We start from the raw sequence: 21,084 nt of genomic DNA, 5'->3' as shown, positions 1-21,084 counted from the left end.
GAATGCTTCAAATTGCACGGGTTGTGCGTTTGGGTTATCGTTAACCCATCATGGATGATATCGATAACAAATTTGAGCGTCAAGCTCTTCCCGAAGAGCGTCCCGTGACCATTGCCGATCTGGCAGCGCGGGCGGGCGTCAGTCCCATGACCGTATCCAAGGCGCTCAGGGATACCGGGCGGCTGAGTGCAGAAACGCGTGCGCGCATCAAGCAACTGGCCGACGAACTGGGCTATGTGCCCAACTCGCTTGCGGGGGCGCTCAGTTCTCGCACCAGCAGGCTCGTGGCGGTTCTCATTCCCTCGATCAGTGACCATGTCTATGCTGAGGTTCTGGGCGGCATTCATGGCGTGCTGCGTCCAGAGGGGATGCAGACCTTCATCGGCGAAACCTTCTTCGATCCCGGGCTGGAAGAGAGCCTGCTGCGGACCATGCTGTCGCTGAAACCTGCGGGTTTGCTGGTGTCCGGCGGGATCCTGCGCACGGAAAAAGCGCGTGTGCTGCTGGAGCGGCGGCAGGTGCCGGCAGTGCAGATTTGGGATCAGCGCAATGACGGCCTTGATGCGGCCGTGGGGGTTGACCACGCCGGGGCCGGACGCATGGCGGCACGGCGGCTGCTGGATGCAGGCCTGAGGTGCCTGGCTTATGTAGGCTCGCAGCTGGATGCCGATCTATGCGCCCGCGAGCGTTTCAAGGGATTTGCGGCGGAGGTGTCTGCCGCCGGTGCGCGCCTGACTGTTCTGGATGGCGGCACTTTGCCGCGTCAGGTGGAGAGCGGCAACCTGCTGGTCCGGCAGCTGCTGGAAAGCGTGCCGGATGTCGAGGGGATACACTTTCTCAACGATGCGATGGCGGCAGGCGGCTTGCGTTATCTTTTCGAGGCAGGGATCGATGTGCCTGGGCAGGTGTCGGTCATTGGGTTCAATGGCACGTCGCATGCATTTTCCATCCGCACTCGTCTGACTACGCTTGACCTGCCGCGCCTGCAGCTTGGGCGCGATGCGGCCTGCTGCCTGCTCCAGCTCTGCCGGAAGAACTCTCCCGTTCCAGATCAGGAGATCGGATTGCAGATTGTAGAGGGCAACACGGCGCGTCCCTTGCTGCCGCAATGGGAAAAACACCGGGCTGTGGCAGATTCTGCTTCGTAACGCCCGGAAATAGCACGAAATTCCGTGGTCAACTGTTAGACTCGGCCTGACCGCAACTTCAGGGAGCAAGCGCGTGCAGGCCGGCCTGACCAAGACGCTAGACACCTACGAGGTGACCCGCACGGACATGCTGCCGGATGACATTCCCCGGTTGCATGAGTTATCGATTGGCGTCAACTGGCCGCACCGTCCGAAGGACTGGGAACTCGCGATTAGTCTTGGCCATGGCTATGTCGCCCGCGACGAGATCGGACGTGTGCTGGGCTCAGCCATGTGGTTTCCCATGGGACCAGAGCTTGCCACTGTTGGGATGGTCATCACGTCGCCGCGGCTGCAGGAGCATGGGGCTGGTGCCTGGCTGATGCGTCACGTTCTGGCCGAAACGGCACACCGTGGCAAGATGCTCAATGCCACCAAGGCGGCTTACAGGCTGTATCTGTCGCTCGGCTTCACTCCCCGTGCGACCGTCTATCAGCATCAGGGCATGGCCGGAGAAGTGCCTGATGGGCCCGGAACGGCGGTGCCGATGCTCCCTGTGCATGCTCCGGAGATCGTGGCGCTGGACGCCAGTGCCTATGGTGCGGACCGCTGTCAGGTGTTTGACCGGCTGTTTGAGCTGTCTGAGGGCACGGTTATCCTGCGCGAGGGCAAGGTGGCTGGTTTTGCTCTGAGCCGGGAGTTTGGCCGCGGACGTGTGATCGGGCCTGTCGTTGCAGAGACAGAAGAGGATGCGATCACCGTCATCCGTCCCCATTTGGTAGCCCATCCAGGCGTATTCCTGCGCATAGATACGAGCGCTGAAGACGGTCCCTTGCGCCGCTTCCTGCATGAGGCTGGCCTTAGCCTTTTCGACACGGTCACGACCATGACCCTGGGCAGCGTGCCTGATTGCGGCCCCGCCATCACCTTCGGTCTCGTCAATCACGCTTTAGGCTAAGCCGGATAGGGTGATGGAGGGGGGCGGCAGCGCCGGTTTGACCGCCCCTTTAGACCTCAGAAATCGGCAACCTTGCCCCAGGAACTCTCGCTGAAGCGGGAGGGGTGATAGGGCTTGGCATCGAGCACCGGCTCCTTGCCCATGACGATATCAGCGATCATTTCGCCTGCACCCGTGCCGATGCCGAAGCCGTGGCCGCTGAAGCCGGCGGCAAGCACGAAGCCGGGGATCTGCGTTTCTCCAATAGCCGGAACACCGTCCGGTGTGCTGTCGATATAGCCGGCCCAGGCGGCAGTTACCTGGCTTTCCTTGAGGGCCGGGATCAGTTCGCGGGCCCGGGCGAGCGTCTCGCGGATCTGAGATGGATCTGGCTTCGGGTCGAGGATGCGCATGCGCTCCATCGGTGTTTCCCGGTCGAGCCGCCAGCGTGACAGGCCCTCATGGCCGCTGCGCAGGCCCTCAAGGCCGCCGACGGCGAGGGATTTGTGCCGCTTCAGGAACATCGGAATGAAAGTGGTGCCGAATCGCAGCATCTGCGCGGTCGGATCCACGCGGGCGCGGCCGGAAATGGCGAGAGTATGGCCGCCTTTGCGGGCCGTCAGCGAAACGCGCGCCGTGTGCAATGCATCCGGAATGCCTTCAGCTTCGCTGACAGAGAGGATGGACGCTCGGACGGACGCCTGCGGAAAGCGGATGCCGAGCTGGCGGCAGAAACTGGAGGCCCAGGCGCCGCCTGCCATCACGGCCGTCTTTGTACGAATGGTGCCCCGTTCGGTGACTACACCGCTGACGCGTCCGCCAGAAAGCTCCAGTCCGCGCACGGCGCAGTTCTGCAACACGCGGCCGCCGTGGGCTTCAATGGCCTTTGCAATCAGCGGCACGGCACTGGACGGATCAGCGATGCCGTCGGTCGGGGAGAAGACGCCGCCCTTCCAGCTCTTGCCTGTCGCCCGTCCGCGCTCCGCGGCTTCTTCGGCGGTGAGCATGTGGGTGACGACGTTCTGAGTGCGGGCGAAATCGCGCCAGCGCGCCCAGCCCTCGATCTCGGCCTCGTTGTTGGACAGATACAGCAGGCCAGAGCGGCGGAAGCCGAGGCCCGGGCCGATCCCGGCCGCCAGCTCGTCCCACAGAGCGAGGCTGCGGGTTGCCATCGGAAGCTCGCGTGCATCGCGGTTCTGCTGGCGGCACCAGCCCCAGTTCCTGCTGGATTGCTCGGCACCAGCGCGGCCTTTTTCCACCAGCGCCACCTTCACACCGCGCCTTGCGAGGTAGTAGGCGGCGCATGTTCCCACAATGCCTGCGCCGATGACTACAACATCGGCCTCGGCAGGGATGTCTCCGGCGGTCTCGACTGTCAGCAGGGGTACGCGCATGTAAGGCTCCTTTGGCTTGCACCCTAGCGGCGGCTTGTCAGGCATGGCTACTGCAGTGATGCCCTGTTGCGGCATTTTCTGCTGAATCTGCAGTGATGCTAGCTGAGAGCGTTTCTGGGGCTGGAGAAAAGTTTTTATATTCAGGGGAATTTGGCTGATTGCCTATCCGGCATTTTCTGCTTACTCTCTGCGTATTGTAAGAGGGCATCATGAAGCTGGACCGGATCGATATCCGTATTTTGCACGAGCTGCAGAAAAATGGCCGCATCACCAATGTGGAGCTGGCGGAACTGGTTCACCTGTCACCCAGCCCTTGTCTTATGCGGGTCAAGAAGCTGCAGCAGGCAGGCTATATCACCGGCTATGCGGCGCAGATCGACCTTGCCAGGCTCGGTCCGACGCTCACCGTCTTCACCGAAATCACCTTGAAGAATCATCGCAAGATGGACTTCGACCGCTTCCAGCAGGCGGCAGAAAGGGTGGAGGAAATCATCGAATGCCACCTGATCTCGGGCGGCTATGATTACCTCTTGAAGTTCGTCACCGGGAGCATTGGCGATTACCAGGCGATCATGGAACGCATGATCGACATGGATATCGGCATCGACAAGTACTTCAGCTTCGTGGTGATGAAGTCGCCTTTCGTGAAATCCCACCTGCCGCTGAAGACGATTTTCCCAATGTGAGGGGGCGGCAGACAGCTGCTTATTCTTCTCTGCCGTCAGCCTGGACGCACTTGTGCGATCCGGGGCGGTGAGCCGAGGAGCCCGTTAAGTCAGAAAGTTAAAGCCGAGGCGTTTTGGCTCACCGGCCCCGGATCTCCGCTTCGTCGCGTCCGGGGTGACGATGGAATGGGGCATGCGGATGTCCCCGCCGGATTTGATCCGGCGAGAACTTGAGCTCCCAGAACCCAGCCTCTCAATATCCCGTGCTGGCAAAGTTCTCGGGCAGGCTGTCGAGCCAGCCGGTGTCGAGTTTCGGCACGGAAGAGAAGAGCAGCTTGGAATAGGGGTGCGTGGCCCCGGCCGGAAGCTGGTCGTTGGCCAGAAGCTCCACCATCTCGCCATGCTGCATCACCATCACCTGATCGCAGATCGACTGGACGGTGGAGAGGTCGTGGCTGATGAAGACGTAGGAGAGGCCCAGTTCCCGCTGCAATTCCTTCAGCAGTTCGATCACAGCCGCCGCGACGACAGTGTCGAGAGCTGAGGTGATTTCGTCGCACAGGATGATGTCGGGCTTGGCAGCAAGGGCTCTGGCGAAGTTGACGCGCTGTTTCTGGCCGCCGGAAAGCTCGCCTGGCATGCGGTGGCGCAAGGCGCGCGGCAGCTGCACCATGTCCAGCAACTCGTTAACGCGGGCCTCCTGCGCAGCGCCCTTCTGTCCGTGGTAGAAGTCCAGCGGCCGGCCAAGGATGTCGGCGACGGAGCGGGACGGGTTCAGCGCCGTGTCGGCAAGCTGGAAGACGATCTGCATGCGCCGCAGTTCTTCCTTGCTGCGCAATCTGGCTTTCGGATCCAGTTCTCTACCGTCGAGCTGCACATGGCCGCGCACGGGCGGCAGCAGACCGGCGATGACGCGCGCGAGGGTGGATTTGCCCGAGCCGCTTTCGCCGATGACGCCAAGATTATGCCCGCGCTCCAGCTTGCAGCTGACGTTCTTCAGCACGGTCTTGAAGGGCAGGCCGTTCGGCTCGATCGGGCCATAGCCGGCATAGACACCGCTGACCTCAAGAATTGGCCGCATGACCGGCATGTCCACCTCAGCCTCAGCAGGAGCTGCGAAGGGCACAGGCTGGAAGGCGGCCAGAAGCTCTTTCGTATAGGGATGAGTGGCAGCATGCAGGATCTGCTGCGTAGAGCCCTCTTCCTGGATCTCACCGCCCTTGAGCACGATGATCCGGTCGGCAATCTGCGCGACGACGGCAAGGTCATGGGAGACATAGACCCCGGCCATGCCACCCTTGCGCATGACGGATTTGAAGGCGCGCAGTACTTCGATCTGGGTGGTCACGTCCAGCGCGGTGGTAGGCTCATCGAAGATGACGAGCTGCGGGCCGCCAATGAGGGCCATGGCGGCGGCCAGGCGTTGCAGCTGGCCGCCGGAGACCTGATGCGGATAGCGCTCGCCGATGGTTTCCGGCTCCGGCAGAGCGAGCGCACGGAACAGTTCCACGGCCTTGGCGCGGGCTTCCGTCCGGCTCATCAGCTTGTGGATGCTGGCTACCTCGACGACCTGATCGATCAGCCGGTGCGACGGATTGAAGGCAGCGGCTGCACTTTGCGGCACATAGGCCACATCCGTGCCGCGCAGCTTCTGGCGCGAGGCCTCGCTCATGGTGACCAGGTCCTGCCCGCCGAGCAGAACTTTGCCGCCGCTGATCTTGCAGCCGGTGCGGGTGTACCCCATCAGCGTAAGGGCGATCGTGGTCTTTCCTGATCCGCTTTCGCCGATCAGCGCAACGATCTCGCCCGGGTTGATGGTCAGGCTGACGCCCTTGATGATCTCCACCCGGCGGCCAGAGTCCGTGCGGGCTTCGACGTGCAGATCCAGGATTTCGGCAAGAGGTTTCGTCATCAGGCGCGGTCCCGGATCTTGACTGGCAGGTTGTCGATCAGAAGGTTGACGCTGATCGTCAGGCTGGCGATGGCAAGGCATGGCGCAATCACTGCGGGCGCACCGAAGGGCAGGCCGCCGATATTCTCCTTCACCAGTGAGCCCCAGTCCGCATTGGGCGGCTGCACGCCAAGGCCAAGGAACGAGAGGCCCGACAAGAGCAGAACGATGAAGACAAATCGCAGGCCAAGGTCAGCCAGCACCGGGCCGGTGATGTTGGGCAGGATTTCCTGAAAGATGAGATAGAGCGTCCGCTCGCCGCGCGCCCGAGCTACGGTAACGTAATCCATCGTGTTGCAGTTGACTGCCAGAGCCCGGGCAAAGCGGTAGGAACCTGGGGTGTAGATCACGGCCAGCAAGCCGATCAGCACCGGAATGGATGAGCCAATTGCCGCGACCATGACGAGGCCGAAGAGCTTGGACGGAATGGAGTTCAGTGCGTCCAGAACGCGGCTCAGCACAGTGTCGAACCAGCCGCCGGTGACGGCGGCCGTCATGCCCAGGACAACGCCGGAGAAACAGGCGATACAAACGGCGGCAAAGGAAATGCCGACAGTGTAGCGCGTGCCCAGCAGGATGCGGGAGAAGATGTCCCGGCCGAGATAGTCCGAGCCAAGCCACAGCTTTTCCGAGATGGGTCCGTAGAAATCGAAATCGACGATATCGCCGGGAGCGTAAGGGGCAATCGAGGGGCCAGCGATGGCCACGAGCGCCCAGAACAGAATAATCAGTCCAGCAACGATGCCGGTGGTGTTGATCCGGAATCCGAAGCGGGGCGAGGAAACGGGCATCTGGCTCATTTGCGCAGCCTCGGGTTGGAGAGAATGGCGATGATGTCGGCGATGGTGATCAGCAGCAGGAAGCCGAAGCAGAAGATCATGGCGCAGCTCTGGATGAGCGGCAGGTCGCGGGTGGCCACCGCATCCACCATCAGCTTGGCGATGCCCGGATAGTTGAAGATCGTCTCGACGATGATCACGCCGCCCAGCAGGTAGGACAGGGACAGGGCGACCGCATTGGCAATCGGGCCGATGGCATTGGGCAGGGCGTGGCGCAGAACCATGCGGCTGCGCGAGGCCCCCTTGAGAAGCGCCATTTCCACATAGGGCATTTTCAGGGATTCGATCACGGCGGCGCGGGTCATGCGGATCATCTGGGCCGAGATGACGCAGGTCAGCGTGATCACCGGCATGGCAAATACCTTCAGAAGCTGGCCAAGGCTGCTTACGTCATTGGCCAGCGACAGGGCAGGAAGCCAGCGCAGCCACACGGCAAAGACCAGCACGGAGAAGGTGGCGATCATGAATTCGGGAACGGAGATCACTGAAACCACGGTGGTCGTGACGGCCCGGTCATAGAATGAGCCCTTGTAGACAGCCATGGTGATACCGAGAAACAGGGCCAGGGGAACCGCGATGGCAGTTGTTACCGCTGCAAGGCGCAGCGTGTTGGCAAGGCGGCCGCCGATCATGTCGCCAATTGGCATGTTGTTGGCATAAGACATTCCAAAGTCGCCCTGGACCATGCCCAACAGCCACTGGCCATAACGGATGATGGCGGGAGAATCGAGATGCATGGCCTCGCGCAGGCCGGCGACGGCTTCGGGCGTGGCGGCCTGCCCCAGCAAGATTTCCACCACATCGCCCGGCAGCAGGAGGGTTGCGCCAAAGACTACGAAGGACACGATCAGCAGCGTGAGCAATGTCACGCCGAGCCGTCCAAGAACCAGGAAAGCGATTTGCCCCGACATTCAGGCAGCCTCTGCAGAAAAGGAAAGAGAGGACCGGAGGCGGCATGCGCCTCCGGTTCGATGCTGGCAGACTGTCAGGCTTCGAGCCAGACGTACTCTGCCATTGCATAGCCCATCTGGCCGCCCAGCGGGTTCGGCTCCAGACCCTTTACCTTGCTCTGCTTTGCATCCACGTTGGAGAGGTATGCCGGGATAACGGTGCCTGCTTCGTTGGCCACCATCACCTGCATATCACCGTAGATCGCCTTGCGTTTCTCGTTGTCCAGCTCGCCGCGGGCCTCGTTCAGCATGCGGTCGAACTTTTCAGACTTGTACTGGCTCTCGTTCCAGGGGGCGTTGGAGGCATAGAACAGCGAGAACAGGATGTCCGGCGTCGGACGCGGGTTGACGTTGCCGAAGTGGACCGGAGCCTTGAGCCAGTAGTTGGACCAATAGCCGTCGGACGGCACGCGCTGGATGTCGAAGTTCATGCCGATCTTGCTGCCTGCCTGCTGCAGGACGGTGGCCATTTCGACGGAGGCAGTGGCTGCATCGGAGGCAACGACCGGGATCGTCTGGCCCAGAAGACCTGCCTTCTCGAAGTGGTACTTGGCCTTTTCCGGATCATAGGACCGCGGCTTCAGGTCGGTATTGCGATAGGCGTTCATCGGCGGGATCGGCTGATCATTGGCGACCTCCGCAAGGCCGCGCATCACCGACATCTGGATCAGTTCGCGGTCGATCAGGTACTTTACGCCTTCGATGAGGTCGAACTTGCTGCCCGGCTCCATGTCCATGCGGAAGTTCAGGTTGGTGTAGTTGCCGGCTGTGGATTTCACCAGATCAACGCCGCTGGCGCTTTCGAGAAGACGCATGGACTGCGGTTTGATGGTTGCGCCTACATGAATGTCACCGGAAATGACGGCGCTGACGCGGGCCATTTCATCGGGAATGGCAAAATACTCAAAGCTGTCGACATTCGGGCCGCCCGGCTTGAAATAGTTCTCGTTGCGGCTCATCAGCGAGCGCACACCCGGCTCGAAGCTTTCCAGCTTGAAGGCGCCTGTGCCGATGCCCTTGCTGAAGTCGGTGGTGCCGTCCTGCACGATCATGAAGTGGTGCATGGCCAGGATGGTCGGAATGTCGGCGTTGGGGGCTTCCAGCGTGATCTCAACGGTCAGCGGGTCAACGGCCTTGATTTCCTGCATCTGCTTGGCGATGGCACTGACCTTCGAGCCGGTCTCCTTGTCGAGATGGCGCTTGAGCGAGAAGACCACGTCGGCAGAGGTGAGCGACTTGCCGTCATGGAAGGTGACGCCGGACTTCAGCTTCACGGTCCAGACCTTGGCGTCCGAACTTTCAATGCTGTCGGCCAGCTCCATGCTCAGCTTGCCGCCATCGCTGAGGAAGGTGAGGCGGTTATAGAGCGAGCAGCAGCGCACATAGTCGGTCGAGAGCGAGGCCTTGGCCGGGTCCAGCGTGTCCGAGGTGGACGAGGACCAGCCGGCGGCCTTGAAGTGGCCACCCTTCACCGGCGTGGCAGCGAGGGCAGAGGTGGCACGGGCAAACAGCGAGCCGCCAGCGGCAAGGCCGATGCCCCCTGCAAGGAACATGCGCATGATGTCGCGGCGGCTTGCGCCGCGGCGGATTGCGTCCTCGACCATCGCATCATCGTTGCGGGTCCAGTTGTTGATTTCGAATTTGCTCATCAGTGTTCCCCTTGTCGTAGATATGCCCGGCTTTTTGTTTTTATCGCTGCGTACCTGCCTGCCGGCTGTCAGGCGGCCCCGGCCTCCGCAGCCGCGGCAAGCCCGGCCATGGAGGTGAAGTGGTAATCCGGCTTCGTGAACTGCGCGGGCTCAATGGTGCCGCCGTATCCCGGCTGGGCATGCCTGCGCTCGATCCAGCAGTTGGTCATGCCAAGGCTGCGGGAGATGCCGATGTCGTGATATTGGCTCTGTGCCACATGCAGGATCGCGTTCTTGTCCGCGTCTTCCTGCTCCACAAAGCGGAAGACCTGCTGGAAGAAGGCGGGATCCGGCTTTTCCGTCCCCGTGTCATCGGTGGTAAAGGCCGCATGGAAGGGATGGCCGAGCTTTTCATTGAAGTGTTCGAAAGCCCACCGCTGCGCATTGGTCATGGCGATCAGGCGGTAGGTCTTCTTGAGCGCAGCCAGTGCCTCTACGCTATCGGCGAAGGGCTGCCAGTCTGCAACGGAGGCCTTCAACCTCTCGCCATGTGCCGGAGCGGGATCAAGCCCTAGCTTTGGGGCGATAACCGTGTAGACGCGGGCAAGGTCATCCGGAAAGCGCAGCGCGTCCGGCATGTAGCGGGCGGCGCGGTAGTGGGTGAGGGCTTCCTCGCCATCCAGGCTTACGCCCTGATCTGCCGCAATTTGCGACAGGGCGGATATTAGCCCGCCTTCAAAGTCGATGAGCGTTCCGACGACATCAAATGTCATGTAGCGGAACGCAGCGAGAGGCCGTGCCGTCATATAGAGCCCCGTATCTGCCGCAGAAGCTGCGGCGTTCTCTGGTTGGTATCCGGCATTTTCTGCCAGTTTTGTTGGCCCGGTCTGTTTTGCGGGCTTGGCTTGCGTTTTGTATGCACTACCTTGAGTTCTGCAGATCAGTTTGCGGGTCTTTCGCGCGGTATATGCTCCGAATCCAACCCAGCTTCGGCACAATATGCTGTTTTATGACACTTTGCCGCGTATGGAGCTTCAGTAGCCTCTGGTGCGATCAATGAGGCCGGGCACCGGTAATCCTGCCTGATGTGCACGGATACCCGCGATCACGTGCCTTGCGCCATCATCGGCCCGCGTCTGACAGGCGACATGCGGTGTCAGCACAATCTGCTGGTGCTGCCAGAAGGGATGCTCCGGCGGCAGCGGTTCCGGATCTGTCACGTCCAGCCAGGCGCTGGAAAGCTGACCGCTGGCGAGTGCCTCCAGCAGGGCATCGTGATCCAGCTGGCGGCCGCGCCCTGTATGTACCAGCGCCGCACCGCGCGGCAGCTGGGCGAAGAGCTTCGCATCCAGAAGACCCGCTGTCTCTGCCGTCAGTGGCAGCAGGCAGATGAGGATATCCGTGCGGGCGAGGAAAGCGGGAAGATCCGTGAAGGTCCCGGCGCCCGGAATATCCTGCGGGCTGCGGCTCCAGCCGGCCAGCGGAAAACCGAAGGGGGCAAGGGCTTCCAGCACTGCCTTGCCCAGCTGGCCAAGGCCCATGACGCCCACGCGCCGTTCCCGCGCCGGAACATTGCGTCCCGATTGCCAGAGGCTGGCAGTTTTCTGGCTGATATAGCGCGGCAGGTCCCGGTGCAGGCCAAGGACAGCGAGCGTCACATATTCCTTCATCTGCTCGGCAAGGCCTGGCTCCAGCATGCGCACCACGCCCACGTGCGGCGGCAGGGCGGCAAGGTTCAGCTGGTCGACACCTGCGCCCACCGAAAACAGCAGCTTGAGATTGGGGTAAAGGGTGCCAACATCCTGCGGTGCCGTCCATGCGACGAGATATTCCACCGCCGCCGGGTCGGGGGCTTCGTTGCGGTAGAAGGGCAGGGCGGGCAGTTCGGCGGCAAAATGCGCGGCGAATATCTCGCCGCGCCTTGCCTCTGAAGTATAGAGGACCGCCACCGGGTCAGGCCATCGCCGCGCGGACGTCCGGGTCCGCCAGTGTCTGGTCGAGGGTCAGCTTTGTGCGCGCGACGATCTGGGCAATCTCGTCTTCCGTGCAGCACAGCGGCGGGGCATAGCCGAGCACGCCCTGCGCAAAGGCGCGGATGACAAGACCGTTTTCCCAGGCCCGGTCGAAGATGCGGGTGGCAGGCTTGGCGGCCGCAGGAAGCGGCGTCTTCTTTGCCTTGTCGGTGACCAGTTCCACCGCCGCCAGCATGCCGCGCCCGCGCACCTGGCCCACAAGCGGGTGGTCTGCCAGCGAGGCAAGGCCCTGCTGCAGCAGGTTGCCCATCTTCACACCGTTGTCGAACAGGCCGTTCTCATAAAGATCCAGAACCGCCAGACCGACAGCCGCGCTGACCGGGTGGGCGGAATAGGTGAAGCCGTGGCCGATGGCAGCCGCGCCTGCGGCATCCGCCATCACCTGATACATGTGGTCCGACAGGAACACCGCGCCCATGGGCACATAGCCTGAGGTGAGGCCCTTGGCGGTGGTCATCATGTCCGGCACGATGCCTTCCTCAAGGCAGGCGAAAATCGGGCCGGTGCGGCCGAAACCGGTGATCACCTCGTCGGCGATGAACAGGATGCCCATGTCCTTGCAGGCGCCGCGCATGGCCTTGACCCAGCCCTCCGGCGGCACGATGACGCCGCCCGAGCCCTGGATTGGCTCCAGATAGAAGGCCGCGACCTTCTCTGCGCCGCCCAGTTCCGAAACCTTGGCCTTCAGGGCCGCCAGCGAGGCGGCAATGATCGCCTCCGCGCTATCCCCGGCCGGGTTGCGGTAGCTGTAGTGCGAGGGAATCTTGTGCTGCCAAGTGTAGGGCACGCCGAAACCGGCATGGAAGGCAGGCAGGGCCGTGAGGCCGGAGCCAACGGTGGTGGAGCCGTGGTAGCCCTGCTCGACGGAGATGAAATGCTCCTTCTGCGGCTGGCCCTTGGCCTGCCAGTAATAGCGCACGAAGCGGACCGTGGTGTCCACCGCATCCGAGCCGCCAAGCGTGAAATAGACATGGCTGAGATCGCCCGGTGCATGCTCGGCAAGACGCGAGGCAAGGCGGATCGCGGGTTCCGAGCCGAGGCCGAAATAGCCCGTGGCATAGGGCAGCTCGCGCAGCTGCTTCGTGGCGGCCTCGATGATGCTTTCATGCCCGTATCCGGCATTGACACACCACAGCCCGGCAAAGCCATCCAGTAGGGTGCGGCCGCTGGCGTCCGTCACGGTTGCGCCCTTGGCAGATTTCAGTACGCGCACGCCTGCGGCCTCGTGGCCACGCCAGCTGGCAACCGGATGGATGAGATGGGCACGGTCGAGTTCGACCAGCGAGTTGGCAAGCATGGGAATGTCCTTTCTGCTCCGGCCGGCCCTCAGGCCACCGGACTGTCCGTTCAGCCAAGCGCCTGCGCGGCGAGGGCGAATGTGTGAACCGGGCCGGAAGTTTCTGTGGGAGCACCGAGCCGCATGGCGATGCCGCCGCCTGCATGGGCCAGGCCATGCTCAGCGAGCCAGGGGGCAAGGCCTGTCTCCACGCCTGTGTCCACCCGCAGGAAGCGGCCTTCGCATTCCGTCAGGCAGCAGGACAGCAGCATGCGTGCCTGATCCGTGTCGCGGGCGATGACGGGGCCTGCCACCTCGCCGCGCCCGAAGGGGCGCAGGGCGGCATAGGCCGTGATCTGGCCATTCTCACGGATGGTGAAGATCTTGCCGAGCTGGAGCAGTGCGTTGATCAGCGCCATCCGGTCCATGCCGGTGGCAGCCTTGTCGAGCTGCGCCAGAACGGCTGCATCCCCAGGGTTTGCCAGATGCAGGCCATCAGTGCCTTCTGCGGCAAGGGCCGGAGCCTGTTCCGGAGCCTGTGCAATGCCCTGATGCTGGAAGATCTCGCCCACCGCACGGAAGCCGAGCTTCTCATAAAGGGGCAGACCATCCTTCGTTGCGACCAGCCGCCATTGCTTCGGCTCAAGCATGCTCATGACGCTGGTCATCATCTTGCGGCCCAGGCCGCGCCCGCGCATGCGCCCGTCTACGATGATCATGTTGATGGTCGCTGCGTCGCCGAAAGGTGTCGTCAGCGCGGTGGCGACCACTTCACCATTCTCGATAGCGACAGTGCCTTTCGACAGGCTGTGGAAGAGGCTCCAGTCCTCTGCACGGTGAGGCCACTTTTCGGCTTGCGACAGGCGCAGTGCCCCGGCGAGGTGTTCCGGTCCCATCGGCTGGATGGTCAGTGTGTCATCGGTCAGCATGTGAACCTGCGCTGGTAGATGTGTAATGAAGTGAGCCTATGCCCCGCACAGGCAAACTTACCGCCCTAGGCCTCCGTGCTGGCAGTATGTTCCGCTGTTCGCCGGGTGTTTCAAAGCATGATCTGCCGCGGCGGCGGAAGTAGGGGGGAGGCTGCCTGGGGCGCGGGAGGGCCTCTGCGCAATAAGGTGCCGTGGAACCCTCGTGATACGGCGGAATGTGCTTCCGGACGGCGTGAAAGCGGCGGGGGCTTTTTTGAAGGCTGTCTAGAATAGATCAGCAGGCAAGCAATGACCTGCCAGAGCCTTCTGCCTTCCGGTACTTGCAGCACGGGGATTTAAATGACCTTCCGCCCGAAATACGTGACCTTCGACTGCTACGGCACGCTGATCAACTTCGATATGGCCGGTGCCGCGCGCCGCATCTATGGCGAGATGCTGGACGAAGCGAAGATGGATGTCTTTATCCAGGACTTCTCCGCCTACCGGCTGGACGAGGTTCTTGGTGCCTGGAAGCCTTACATGGATGTGGTGCACAATGCGCTCAAGCGCACCTGCAAGCGCAACGGCATCACTTTCCGCGAAGAAGATGCACTGTGCATCTATAATGAGGTGCCGACCTGGGGGCCGCATCCCGACGTTCCGGAGGGGCTCGCAAAACTGGCGAAGGAGATCCCGCTTGTGATCCTCTCCAACGCCATGAACAGCCAGATCATGTCGAATGTGGAGAAGCTCGGTGCGCCCTTCCACAAGGTGATCACTGCCGAGCAAACCGGTAGCTACAAGCCGCAGATGAACGGCTTTGAGTACATGCTCGACGTCCTTGGCTGCGGCCCGGAAGACATCACTCACGTGTCGTCCTCATTCCGCTATGACCTGATGACAGCCTATGATCTGGGCATCAAGTCCAAGGTCTGGGTCAACCGCAAGCACGAGCCGGCCAATCCCTTCTATGAGTACACCGAAATCAAGGGTGTTTATGACCTGCCGGGCGTCTTCGGCATTTGAAAGCCGGTTGTGATCCGTACAAGCTCCAGGAGCTGACCCATGAAATTTGCTTCCTACTGGCAGGATACGGCGCCCGTGTTCACCGGCGGCGCCACAGCGGCACCTTCCGTGCTCTATGATGTTGCGGTGATCGGGGCCGGGTTCACTGGTCTTGGTGCGGCGCGGCGTCTGGCCATGGAAGGGCGCCGTGTTATCGTGCTGGAGGCGGCAACGGTCGGCTTCGGAGCCTCGGGGCGAAATGGCGGCCACCTCAACAACGGGGTGGCCCACAGCTTCACCGGCGCCATTTCCACCTATGGCGTCGAAACCGCCAAGGCCATGTACAAGGCCTTTGATGATGGCATCGAAACCATCGAGCGCATCGTTGGGGAAGAAGGCATCGACTGCAATTTCCGCCGCGCCGGCAAGCTGAAGCTAGCTTCCAAACCGCAGCATTATGAGGTGCTTGCCCGTAATTTTGAAGCGATCAACCGCACGGTTGATCCCGAAACGGCGATGCTGAGCAAAGCTGGGCTCGCGGGGGAAATAGGCTCGGACATCTTCCACGGCGGCATGCTGCAGAAGAAGAGTGCCATGATGCACATGGGCCGATTTGTCGTTGGCCTTGCGCATGCTGCCGCCCGGCATGGAGCGGAGATCCACGAGAACACGCCCGTCACCGGCCGCCGCCAGACGGCTGCCGGCCACGAACTGGAAACGCCGAAGGGCATTGTGCGGGCGGCAAAGGTGGTGCTGGCAACCGGTGCCTATACGCCCAGGACCTTCAGCTTCTTCCGCCGCCGCATCGTGCCCGTCGGCAGTTTCCTGCTCGCAACCCGGCCGCTGACGGATACGGAAGTGCAGTCGGTGATGCCGGGCAACCGCACCTGCGTCACCTCGCTGAACGTGGGCAACTACTTCCGCCTGGCGCCGGACAACCGCCTGATCTTCGGCGGCCGCGCCCGCTTTTCCGCCACCTCCAACCAGACCTCGGACGAAAAGAGCGGCCGCATCCTCAAGGACGCGCTCAAGGGCATCTTCCCGCAGCTCGGCGATATCGAGGTGGATTATTGCTGGGGCGGCCTCGTCGACATGACCAAGGACCGTTTCCCCCGCGCCGGCGAGGCTGATGGCGTGCATTTCGCCATGGGCTACTCCGGCCACGGCGCGCAGATCGCCACCCACATGGGCGAGATTGTCGCGGACCAGATCCTTGGCCGGGCCCGCACCAACCCTTGGTCCAGCCTCCCCTGGCCCGCCATCCCCGGCCACCTCGGTCAACCCTGGTTCCTGCCGCTCGTCGGGGCTTACTACAAGTTCAAGGACAAGATCGGGTGAAGGCCAGATCTGTGTCATGAAGCTGAAAAGGGCAGGCGCCGAGCCTGCCTTTTTTGTTGTGAGCGGCCTTCACGCTCGCGGCTCTCCATCTTTCTCCGTCATGCCATGGCTCGACCATGGCATCCACGCCGTTGCCTCGCGTGTCGGCGTGATTGTCCCGTAACCCTCTGTATTTTATTTCGTTTATTCCTGTTTGCGAGGTCAGGGAATGGTTGCCATGGTCGGGCCATGGCAAGACGAATGCGGAGGGGCGGGTCTGGTGGAGGCTGAACACAGGAGAGGGTTTGCGGCCTTCTCCTTCCTGAAAACCAAAGGAGCGGGCCGTTTGGCCCGCTCCGGTTTCCGTTAGAGCCCGCACATGTGGAAGGACTTGGTTTCGAGGTATTCCTCGATTCCGTCGCGGGCGCCTTCGCGGCCAAGGCCCGATTGCTTGACGCCGCCGAAGGGGGAGACGGCCATGGAGATGGCACCTGTGTTGAGGCCGACCATGCCCGATTCCAGTGCTTCGCCCACACGCCAGGCGCGGGCCATGTTGCGGGTGTAGAAATAGGCGGCAAGGCCGAAGGGGGTGTCGTTGGCGATCCGCACAGCCTCTTCCTCCGTCTCGAAGCGGAAGAGCGGGGCGACGGGGCCGAAGGTTTCCTCGCTGGACAGCTGCATGTCCGTGGTGCAGCCGGTCAGCACCACAGGAGCGGCGAACTGGCTGCCTTCCGGCGTTGCGGCTTTCGCGGCGATGCTGGCACCCTTGGCGACGGCGTCGGCCACGTGCCGCTCGATCTTTTCCACGGCGGCGCGGTTGATCATCGGACCGATGGCAACGCCCGCTTCAAGGCCTTCGCCCACCTTCATCGCAGCCACCCGTTCGGAGAGCTTTGCGGCAAAGGCATCGTAGATGCCCGACTGGACGAGGATGCGGTTGGAGCAGACGCAGGTCTGGCCGCCATTGCGGAACTTGGAGGCGATGGCGCCTTCCACGGCTGCATCCACATCTGCATCGTCAAAGACGAGGAAGGGTGCATTGCCGCCAAGTTCAAGGCTGAGGCGCTTCACCGTCGGGGCGCACTGGGCCATCAGCAGGGAGCCGACGCGGGTGGAGCCGGTGAAGGAGAGCTTGCGCACCACCGGGTTGGAGGTGAGCTCCGCGCCGATCTCCGCCGGCAGGCCGGTGACAATGTTGATGACACCCGCCGGAATGCCCGCGCGCTCGGCCAGAACGGCCAGCGCCAGCGCTGAATAGGGGGTGAAGTCGGAGGGCTTGATCACCACGGTGCAGCCAGCGGCGAGCGCCGGGCCGACCTTGCGTGTGATCATGGCATTAGGGAAGTTCCACGGGGTGATGATGGCCGAAACGCCCACCGGCTCTTTCAGGGCCAGGATCTTGCGGTCATTGGCGGGGGCCGGGATGATGCCGCCCTCGATGCGCCGCGCTTCCTCGGCGAACCACTTCACGAAGGAGGCGCCATAGGTGATTTCGCCCCTGGCCTCGCTAAGCGGCTTGCCCTGCTCCAGCGTCAGGATGAGCGCGAGGTCATCCGCATGCTCCTCCATCAGATCGAACCACCGCTCCAGCCTGGCGGCGCGCTCGCCATTGGGCACCTTGCGCCAGGAGCGGAAGGCGGTGTCCGCCGCTTCGATGGCCCGGCGGGTATCCTCTGCGGACATATCCGGCACGGTGCCGATGGCCTTGCCTGTGGCCGGGTTGGTGACTTCGACGGTCTTGCCCGTCGAGGCGTCACACCAGACGCCGCCGATCACGCTCTGCTGGCGGAACAGGTCTGCGTCCTTGAGGCCGGGCAGAATGTCTGAAATTGCAATCGTCATGGTCTTGTCCTCAATCCAATGCCGCCATTACGGCCTGGGTGATCTCATCCGTCTTGTTCTGCCCCGGCACGGTGCCAATGCCTTGCGCGGTGGCCTGTTCCATGGCGGTCATGATGCGGGCAGCCGCTTCTGCCTCGCCCAGATGCTCCAGCATCATGGCGGCTGACCAGATGGCGGCCAGCGGGTTGGCGATGCCCAGATGCGCGATATCAGGGGCAGACCCATGCACCGGCTCGAACATGGACGGGGCGGAACGGTCCGGGTTGATGTTGGCCGAAGCGGCAAAGCCGAGACCGCCCTGAATGGCCGCGCCCAGATCGGTGAGAATGTCGCCGAAGAGGTTGGAGGCGACCACCACGTCGAGGCTTTCGGGCGCCATCACCATGCGGGCGGCGATGGCATCGATATGGTAGTGGCTGACCGCAACGTCCGGATATTCGGCGGCCAGTTCCTTCGTTACCTCATCCCAGAACACCATGGAATATTTCTGCGCGTTGGACTTGGTGACCGAGGCAAGGCGCTTGCTGCGCTTGCGGGCCTGCTCGAAGCCGAAGCGCAGGATGCGCTCGACGCCTGCACGGGTGAATACGGCGGTTTCAACGGCCACTTCATTGGCCGTGCCCTGATGCACGCGCCCGCCGGCGCCGGAATATTCGCCCTCGGTGTTCTCGCGGATGCACAGGATGTCGAAGCCGCCCTTGCGCAGCGGGCCTTCGACGCCTGCCAGCAGGCGGTGCGGGCGGATGTTGGCATATTGCACGAAGGCCTTGCGGATCGGCAGCAGCAGGCCGTGGAGCGACACCGAATCCGGCACCTTCTGCGGCCAGCCGACTGCGCCCAGATAGATGGCGTCAAAGCCGCGCAGGGTCTCGATGCCGTCTTCCGGCATCATCCGGCCCGTCTGCAGATAATAATCGCAGGACCAGGGGAAGGTGACGGTTTCCAGCTTGCCGGGCAGGGCCTTGGCCGCAACGGCGAGTGCGGCTTCCGTAACCGGAATGCCGATGCCGTCGCCGGGGATGAGTGCAATGCGATAGGGGGCCATGTGTTCTCTCACAGGTCGATGAGCACGCTCTTGGAGCGGCGGTTGGCGTGGTAGGCGTCGCGGCCCAGATCCTTGCCGATGCCGGAGGACTTGTAGCCTCCCGTCGGCAGGATGGAAACGCGCGACCGGCCATAGCGGTTGATCCAGATGGTGCCGGCCTCGATGTGCCTGGTGCTTTTCAGAGCCCGCGAAACATCGCGGGTATAGACCCCGGCTGCAAGGCCATAGGTGGAGTGAAAGGACAGGGACACTGCAAGGCTCCGGTAAATCTGGAGCGATCCTAGGCTTCAGGCGGCACAACCATGCGCCATATGTTTGCAGCGCGCGGCCGATTGCGCTGTTCGGGAGCCCTTCGGCGCAATTCTGTGCGGCGGGGGATGGAGGTGGTAGGGTCCTTGGGCAGATTGGAGGCCTGCTCCCGGCAGGATATCCTGCTGTGGCATGTCTCTTCGGCAGGAACTGCGCGGCAAAGCGCGGATGATGGCGGGCAGGGAATTCACGGAATGACTGGAGACTTGGGAATGGCGCATTCGGCGGAGGCACTGCTGGCGGATCTGGTTGGCTTCAACGTGCTGCCCGGGGCGGCCAATGGCACGATTGCGGATTATGTGCGCAACTATCTGGCGGGCCATGGCGTGGATTGTGCCGTGCTGCCGGGGCCGGAAGGCGACCGGGTGAACCTCTTTGCCACGATCGGGCCGAAGGATGTGCCGGGCTATGTGCTCTCCGGCCATATGGATGTGGTGCCGGTGGAAGGGCAGGTGTGGACGTCTGATCCCTTCCGCCTGACGGACCAGGCCGGGCGGCTGACCGGGCGCGGGGCGACCGACATGAAGGGTTTTCTCGCCTGCGTGCTGGCGGCGGTGCCTCTGTTCAAGGCCGCAAACCTGAAGCGTCCGGTGCATATCGCCTTTTCCTATGACGAGGAAATCGGCTGCCGGGGCGTGCCGCACATGATTGCGAGGCTGCCGGAGCTATGCGCCCTGCCGGCAGGCTGCATCGTCGGCGAGCCCTCGGACATGCGCCCCGTGCTCTCCCACAAGGGCAAGCAGGCGGTGGAAATCACCTTGACCGGCAAGGCGGCGCACAGCTCCCAGCCGGCGCTTGGCGAGAATGCGCTTTATCCGGCAGCCGAACTGCTGCTGTTTATCCGCGACCTCTCGGCAAAAATGGAGATGGAAGGGCCTTTTGATGCCCGCTTTTCGCCGCCTTCCTCAACGGTGGTGGCGGGGATCGTGTCGGGCGGCAGTGCCGTCAACATCATCCCGGATCTCTGCCGCCTGGCTTTCGAGGTGCGCTCCGTGCCCGGAGCCGCGCCGCAGGATGTGAGTGCAAAGGTGCTGGCAAAGCTTGATGCGCTGATCGCGGCGGCACAGGCGGAGGGGCGCGCACTGTCGGCAAGCTGGCAGGAACTCGCCAGCTATCCCGCGCTGGCACCCACGCCGGATGCGGGCTTCATCGCGCTGATGGAGCAGCTTTCGGGCGGTGAGGCGATCCAGTCGGTGAGCTATGGCACAGAGGCGGGACTGTTTCAGGCTGCAGGCGTGCCTTCAATCATCTGCGGCCCCGGCTCCATCACCCGCGCCCACCGGCCCGATGAATATATTCTGCGCGAGGAACTTGCAGCCTGCATGGCCATGCTGGAACGGCTGGCGGGAGACCTAGCGGGGTAAGGGGGGCAGTTGGAAGCCCTGCCTCAGGGCGCAAGTTTGAAGGCGCAGCGCCCCCACTCGCGCCGTCCCGGCACAAGGCCGGGACGGCGCGAGTGGCTGGTGTTTGCGTGTATAGAACGGCTCAGTAGCAAACCACGTAGATCTTGCGCACGGTCTCGATGGTGCGCCAGGTGCCGGTGAAGCCGGGCTTCATGACGAAGCTGTCGCCGGCACGGTAGGTGATGGGCTCCTTGCCGTTTTCGGTGATTTCGACGACGCCTTCAAGGATGTGGCAGAATTCGAAGGTTTCGCCCTTGATCGAATGGGTGAGGCCGGGAGTGGCCTGCCAGATGCCGGACTTGATCTTGCCATCGCGCGACTCGTCCATGGCCCAGGTGGAGAATTCCGGATTGCCGGAAATCAGCCGCTCGGGGGCGGGCAGGGCGTGGGTGGGCTCGAAGGTGGGGTTGTGGTCGATAGTCTTGATGAGGCTCATGACAGGCTCCTGAGAGGGG

At 62.8% G+C, this 21,084-nt stretch carries 18 protein-coding genes and 1 pseudogene; 6 read left to right on the top strand and 13 right to left on the bottom strand.

Annotated features, from left to right (window positions below):
- Positions 1 to 104: 104 nt before the first annotated feature.
- Together V6L75_RS08380 and V6L75_RS08375 are read left to right on the top strand one after the other, a co-directional pair.
- Positions 105 to 1,148: a LacI family DNA-binding transcriptional regulator gene (locus V6L75_RS08380; protein WP_334251053.1), complete on the top strand. Its 1,044-nt coding sequence runs from the start codon at positions 105 to 107 to the stop codon at positions 1,146 to 1,148.
- A 73-nt stretch (positions 1,149 to 1,221) separates the two neighbouring features.
- The gene (locus tag V6L75_RS08375; RefSeq protein ID WP_334251052.1) at positions 1,222 to 2,085 is read left to right on the top strand and encodes a GNAT family N-acetyltransferase; all 864 of its coding nucleotides are present in this window, start codon (positions 1,222 to 1,224) and stop codon (positions 2,083 to 2,085) included.
- A gap of 56 nt (positions 2,086 to 2,141) precedes the next feature.
- On the opposite strand, the gene V6L75_RS08370 is transcribed toward V6L75_RS08375, so the two are convergent.
- Complete coding sequence (locus V6L75_RS08370; protein WP_334251051.1) at positions 2,142 to 3,458, bottom strand: NAD(P)/FAD-dependent oxidoreductase; 1,317 nt, start codon at positions 3,456 to 3,458, stop codon at positions 2,142 to 2,144.
- A 209-nt stretch (positions 3,459 to 3,667) separates the two neighbouring features.
- Here V6L75_RS08370 and V6L75_RS08365 point away from each other — a divergent pair, with 209 nt between their 5' ends.
- On the top strand, positions 3,668 to 4,144 hold the full coding sequence (locus tag V6L75_RS08365) for an Lrp/AsnC family transcriptional regulator (RefSeq protein WP_334251050.1): 477 nt from the start codon (positions 3,668 to 3,670) through the stop codon (positions 4,142 to 4,144).
- 232 nt (positions 4,145 to 4,376) lie between these two features.
- Here the strand turns inward: V6L75_RS08365 and V6L75_RS08360 are convergent, their stop codons facing one another.
- The 8 genes from V6L75_RS08360 to V6L75_RS08325 form a co-directional block, all read right to left on the bottom strand.
- Positions 4,377 to 6,035 carry an ABC transporter ATP-binding protein gene (locus V6L75_RS08360; protein WP_334251049.1) on the bottom strand — a complete coding sequence of 553 codons (1,659 nt, stop codon included), beginning with the start codon at positions 6,033 to 6,035 and terminating at the stop codon, positions 4,377 to 4,379.
- Entirely contained in the window at positions 6,035 to 6,874 is an 840-nt protein-coding gene (locus V6L75_RS08355) for an ABC transporter permease (protein ID WP_334251048.1), read from the bottom strand. Before V6L75_RS08355 ends, V6L75_RS08360 begins: the two co-directional genes overlap by 1 nt.
- Positions 6,871 to 7,824: an ABC transporter permease gene (locus V6L75_RS08350; protein ID WP_334251047.1), complete on the bottom strand. Its 954-nt coding sequence runs from the start codon at positions 7,822 to 7,824 to the stop codon at positions 6,871 to 6,873. The genes V6L75_RS08355 and V6L75_RS08350 overlap by 4 nt, the downstream gene beginning before the upstream one ends.
- Before the next feature lie 74 nt (positions 7,825 to 7,898).
- Positions 7,899 to 9,512: an ABC transporter substrate-binding protein gene (locus V6L75_RS08345; RefSeq protein WP_334251046.1), complete on the bottom strand. Its 1,614-nt coding sequence runs from the start codon at positions 9,510 to 9,512 to the stop codon at positions 7,899 to 7,901.
- A 68-nt stretch (positions 9,513 to 9,580) separates the two neighbouring features.
- Positions 9,581 to 10,297, bottom strand: coding sequence for an HAD-IA family hydrolase (locus V6L75_RS08340; protein WP_334251045.1), 717 nt, complete (start codon positions 10,295 to 10,297; stop codon positions 9,581 to 9,583).
- Between the two features lie 228 nt (positions 10,298 to 10,525).
- Complete coding sequence (locus V6L75_RS08335) at positions 10,526 to 11,440, bottom strand: 2-hydroxyacid dehydrogenase (RefSeq protein WP_334251044.1); 915 nt, start codon at positions 11,438 to 11,440, stop codon at positions 10,526 to 10,528.
- Positions 11,441 to 11,444: 4 nt separating this feature from the next.
- Entirely contained in the window at positions 11,445 to 12,821 is a 1,377-nt protein-coding gene (locus V6L75_RS08330; protein ID WP_334251043.1) for an aminotransferase class III-fold pyridoxal phosphate-dependent enzyme, read from the bottom strand.
- A 50-nt stretch (positions 12,822 to 12,871) separates the two neighbouring features.
- On the bottom strand, positions 12,872 to 13,729 hold the full coding sequence (locus V6L75_RS08325; RefSeq protein WP_334251042.1) for a GNAT family N-acetyltransferase: 858 nt from the start codon (positions 13,727 to 13,729) through the stop codon (positions 12,872 to 12,874).
- Between the two features lie 339 nt (positions 13,730 to 14,068).
- On the opposite strand from V6L75_RS08325, the gene V6L75_RS08320 reads away from it, so the two are divergent.
- Complete coding sequence (locus V6L75_RS08320; protein WP_334251041.1) at positions 14,069 to 14,734, top strand: haloacid dehalogenase type II; 666 nt, start codon at positions 14,069 to 14,071, stop codon at positions 14,732 to 14,734.
- A gap of 39 nt (positions 14,735 to 14,773) precedes the next feature.
- Positions 14,774 to 16,051: an NAD(P)/FAD-dependent oxidoreductase gene (locus tag V6L75_RS08315; RefSeq protein ID WP_334251040.1), complete on the top strand. Its 1,278-nt coding sequence runs from the start codon at positions 14,774 to 14,776 to the stop codon at positions 16,049 to 16,051.
- A gap of 345 nt (positions 16,052 to 16,396) precedes the next feature.
- Here V6L75_RS08315 and V6L75_RS08310 read toward each other — a convergent pair whose 3' ends face one another.
- The 3 genes and pseudogenes from V6L75_RS08310 to V6L75_RS08300 form a co-directional block, all read right to left on the bottom strand.
- Entirely contained in the window at positions 16,397 to 17,872 is a 1,476-nt protein-coding gene (locus V6L75_RS08310) for an NAD-dependent succinate-semialdehyde dehydrogenase (RefSeq protein ID WP_334251039.1), read from the bottom strand.
- Positions 17,873 to 17,882: 10 nt separating this feature from the next.
- Positions 17,883 to 18,917, bottom strand: coding sequence for a tartrate dehydrogenase (locus V6L75_RS08305; protein ID WP_334251038.1), 1,035 nt, complete (start codon positions 18,915 to 18,917; stop codon positions 17,883 to 17,885).
- A gap of 8 nt (positions 18,918 to 18,925) precedes the next feature.
- Positions 18,926 to 19,171 (bottom strand): annotated as a pseudogene (locus V6L75_RS08300) (aldehyde dehydrogenase family protein); the annotation flags it as partial.
- Between the two features lie 267 nt (positions 19,172 to 19,438).
- On the opposite strand from V6L75_RS08300, the gene argE reads away from it, so the two are divergent.
- Positions 19,439 to 20,590 carry an acetylornithine deacetylase gene (argE, locus tag V6L75_RS08295; RefSeq protein WP_334251037.1) on the top strand — a complete coding sequence of 384 codons (1,152 nt, stop codon included), beginning with the start codon at positions 19,439 to 19,441 and terminating at the stop codon, positions 20,588 to 20,590.
- A gap of 121 nt (positions 20,591 to 20,711) precedes the next feature.
- Here the strand turns inward: argE and V6L75_RS08290 are convergent, their stop codons facing one another.
- Positions 20,712 to 21,065: a cupin domain-containing protein gene (locus V6L75_RS08290; protein ID WP_334251036.1), complete on the bottom strand. Its 354-nt coding sequence runs from the start codon at positions 21,063 to 21,065 to the stop codon at positions 20,712 to 20,714.
- Between the last annotated feature and the right edge of the window lie 19 nt (positions 21,066 to 21,084).

The sequence above is a fragment of the Pannonibacter anstelovis genome, from assembly GCF_036881715.1.
Taxonomy (GTDB): domain Bacteria; phylum Pseudomonadota; class Alphaproteobacteria; order Rhizobiales; family Stappiaceae; genus Pannonibacter; species Pannonibacter anstelovis.
This window is presented reverse-complemented; position numbering and strand designations above follow the sequence as displayed.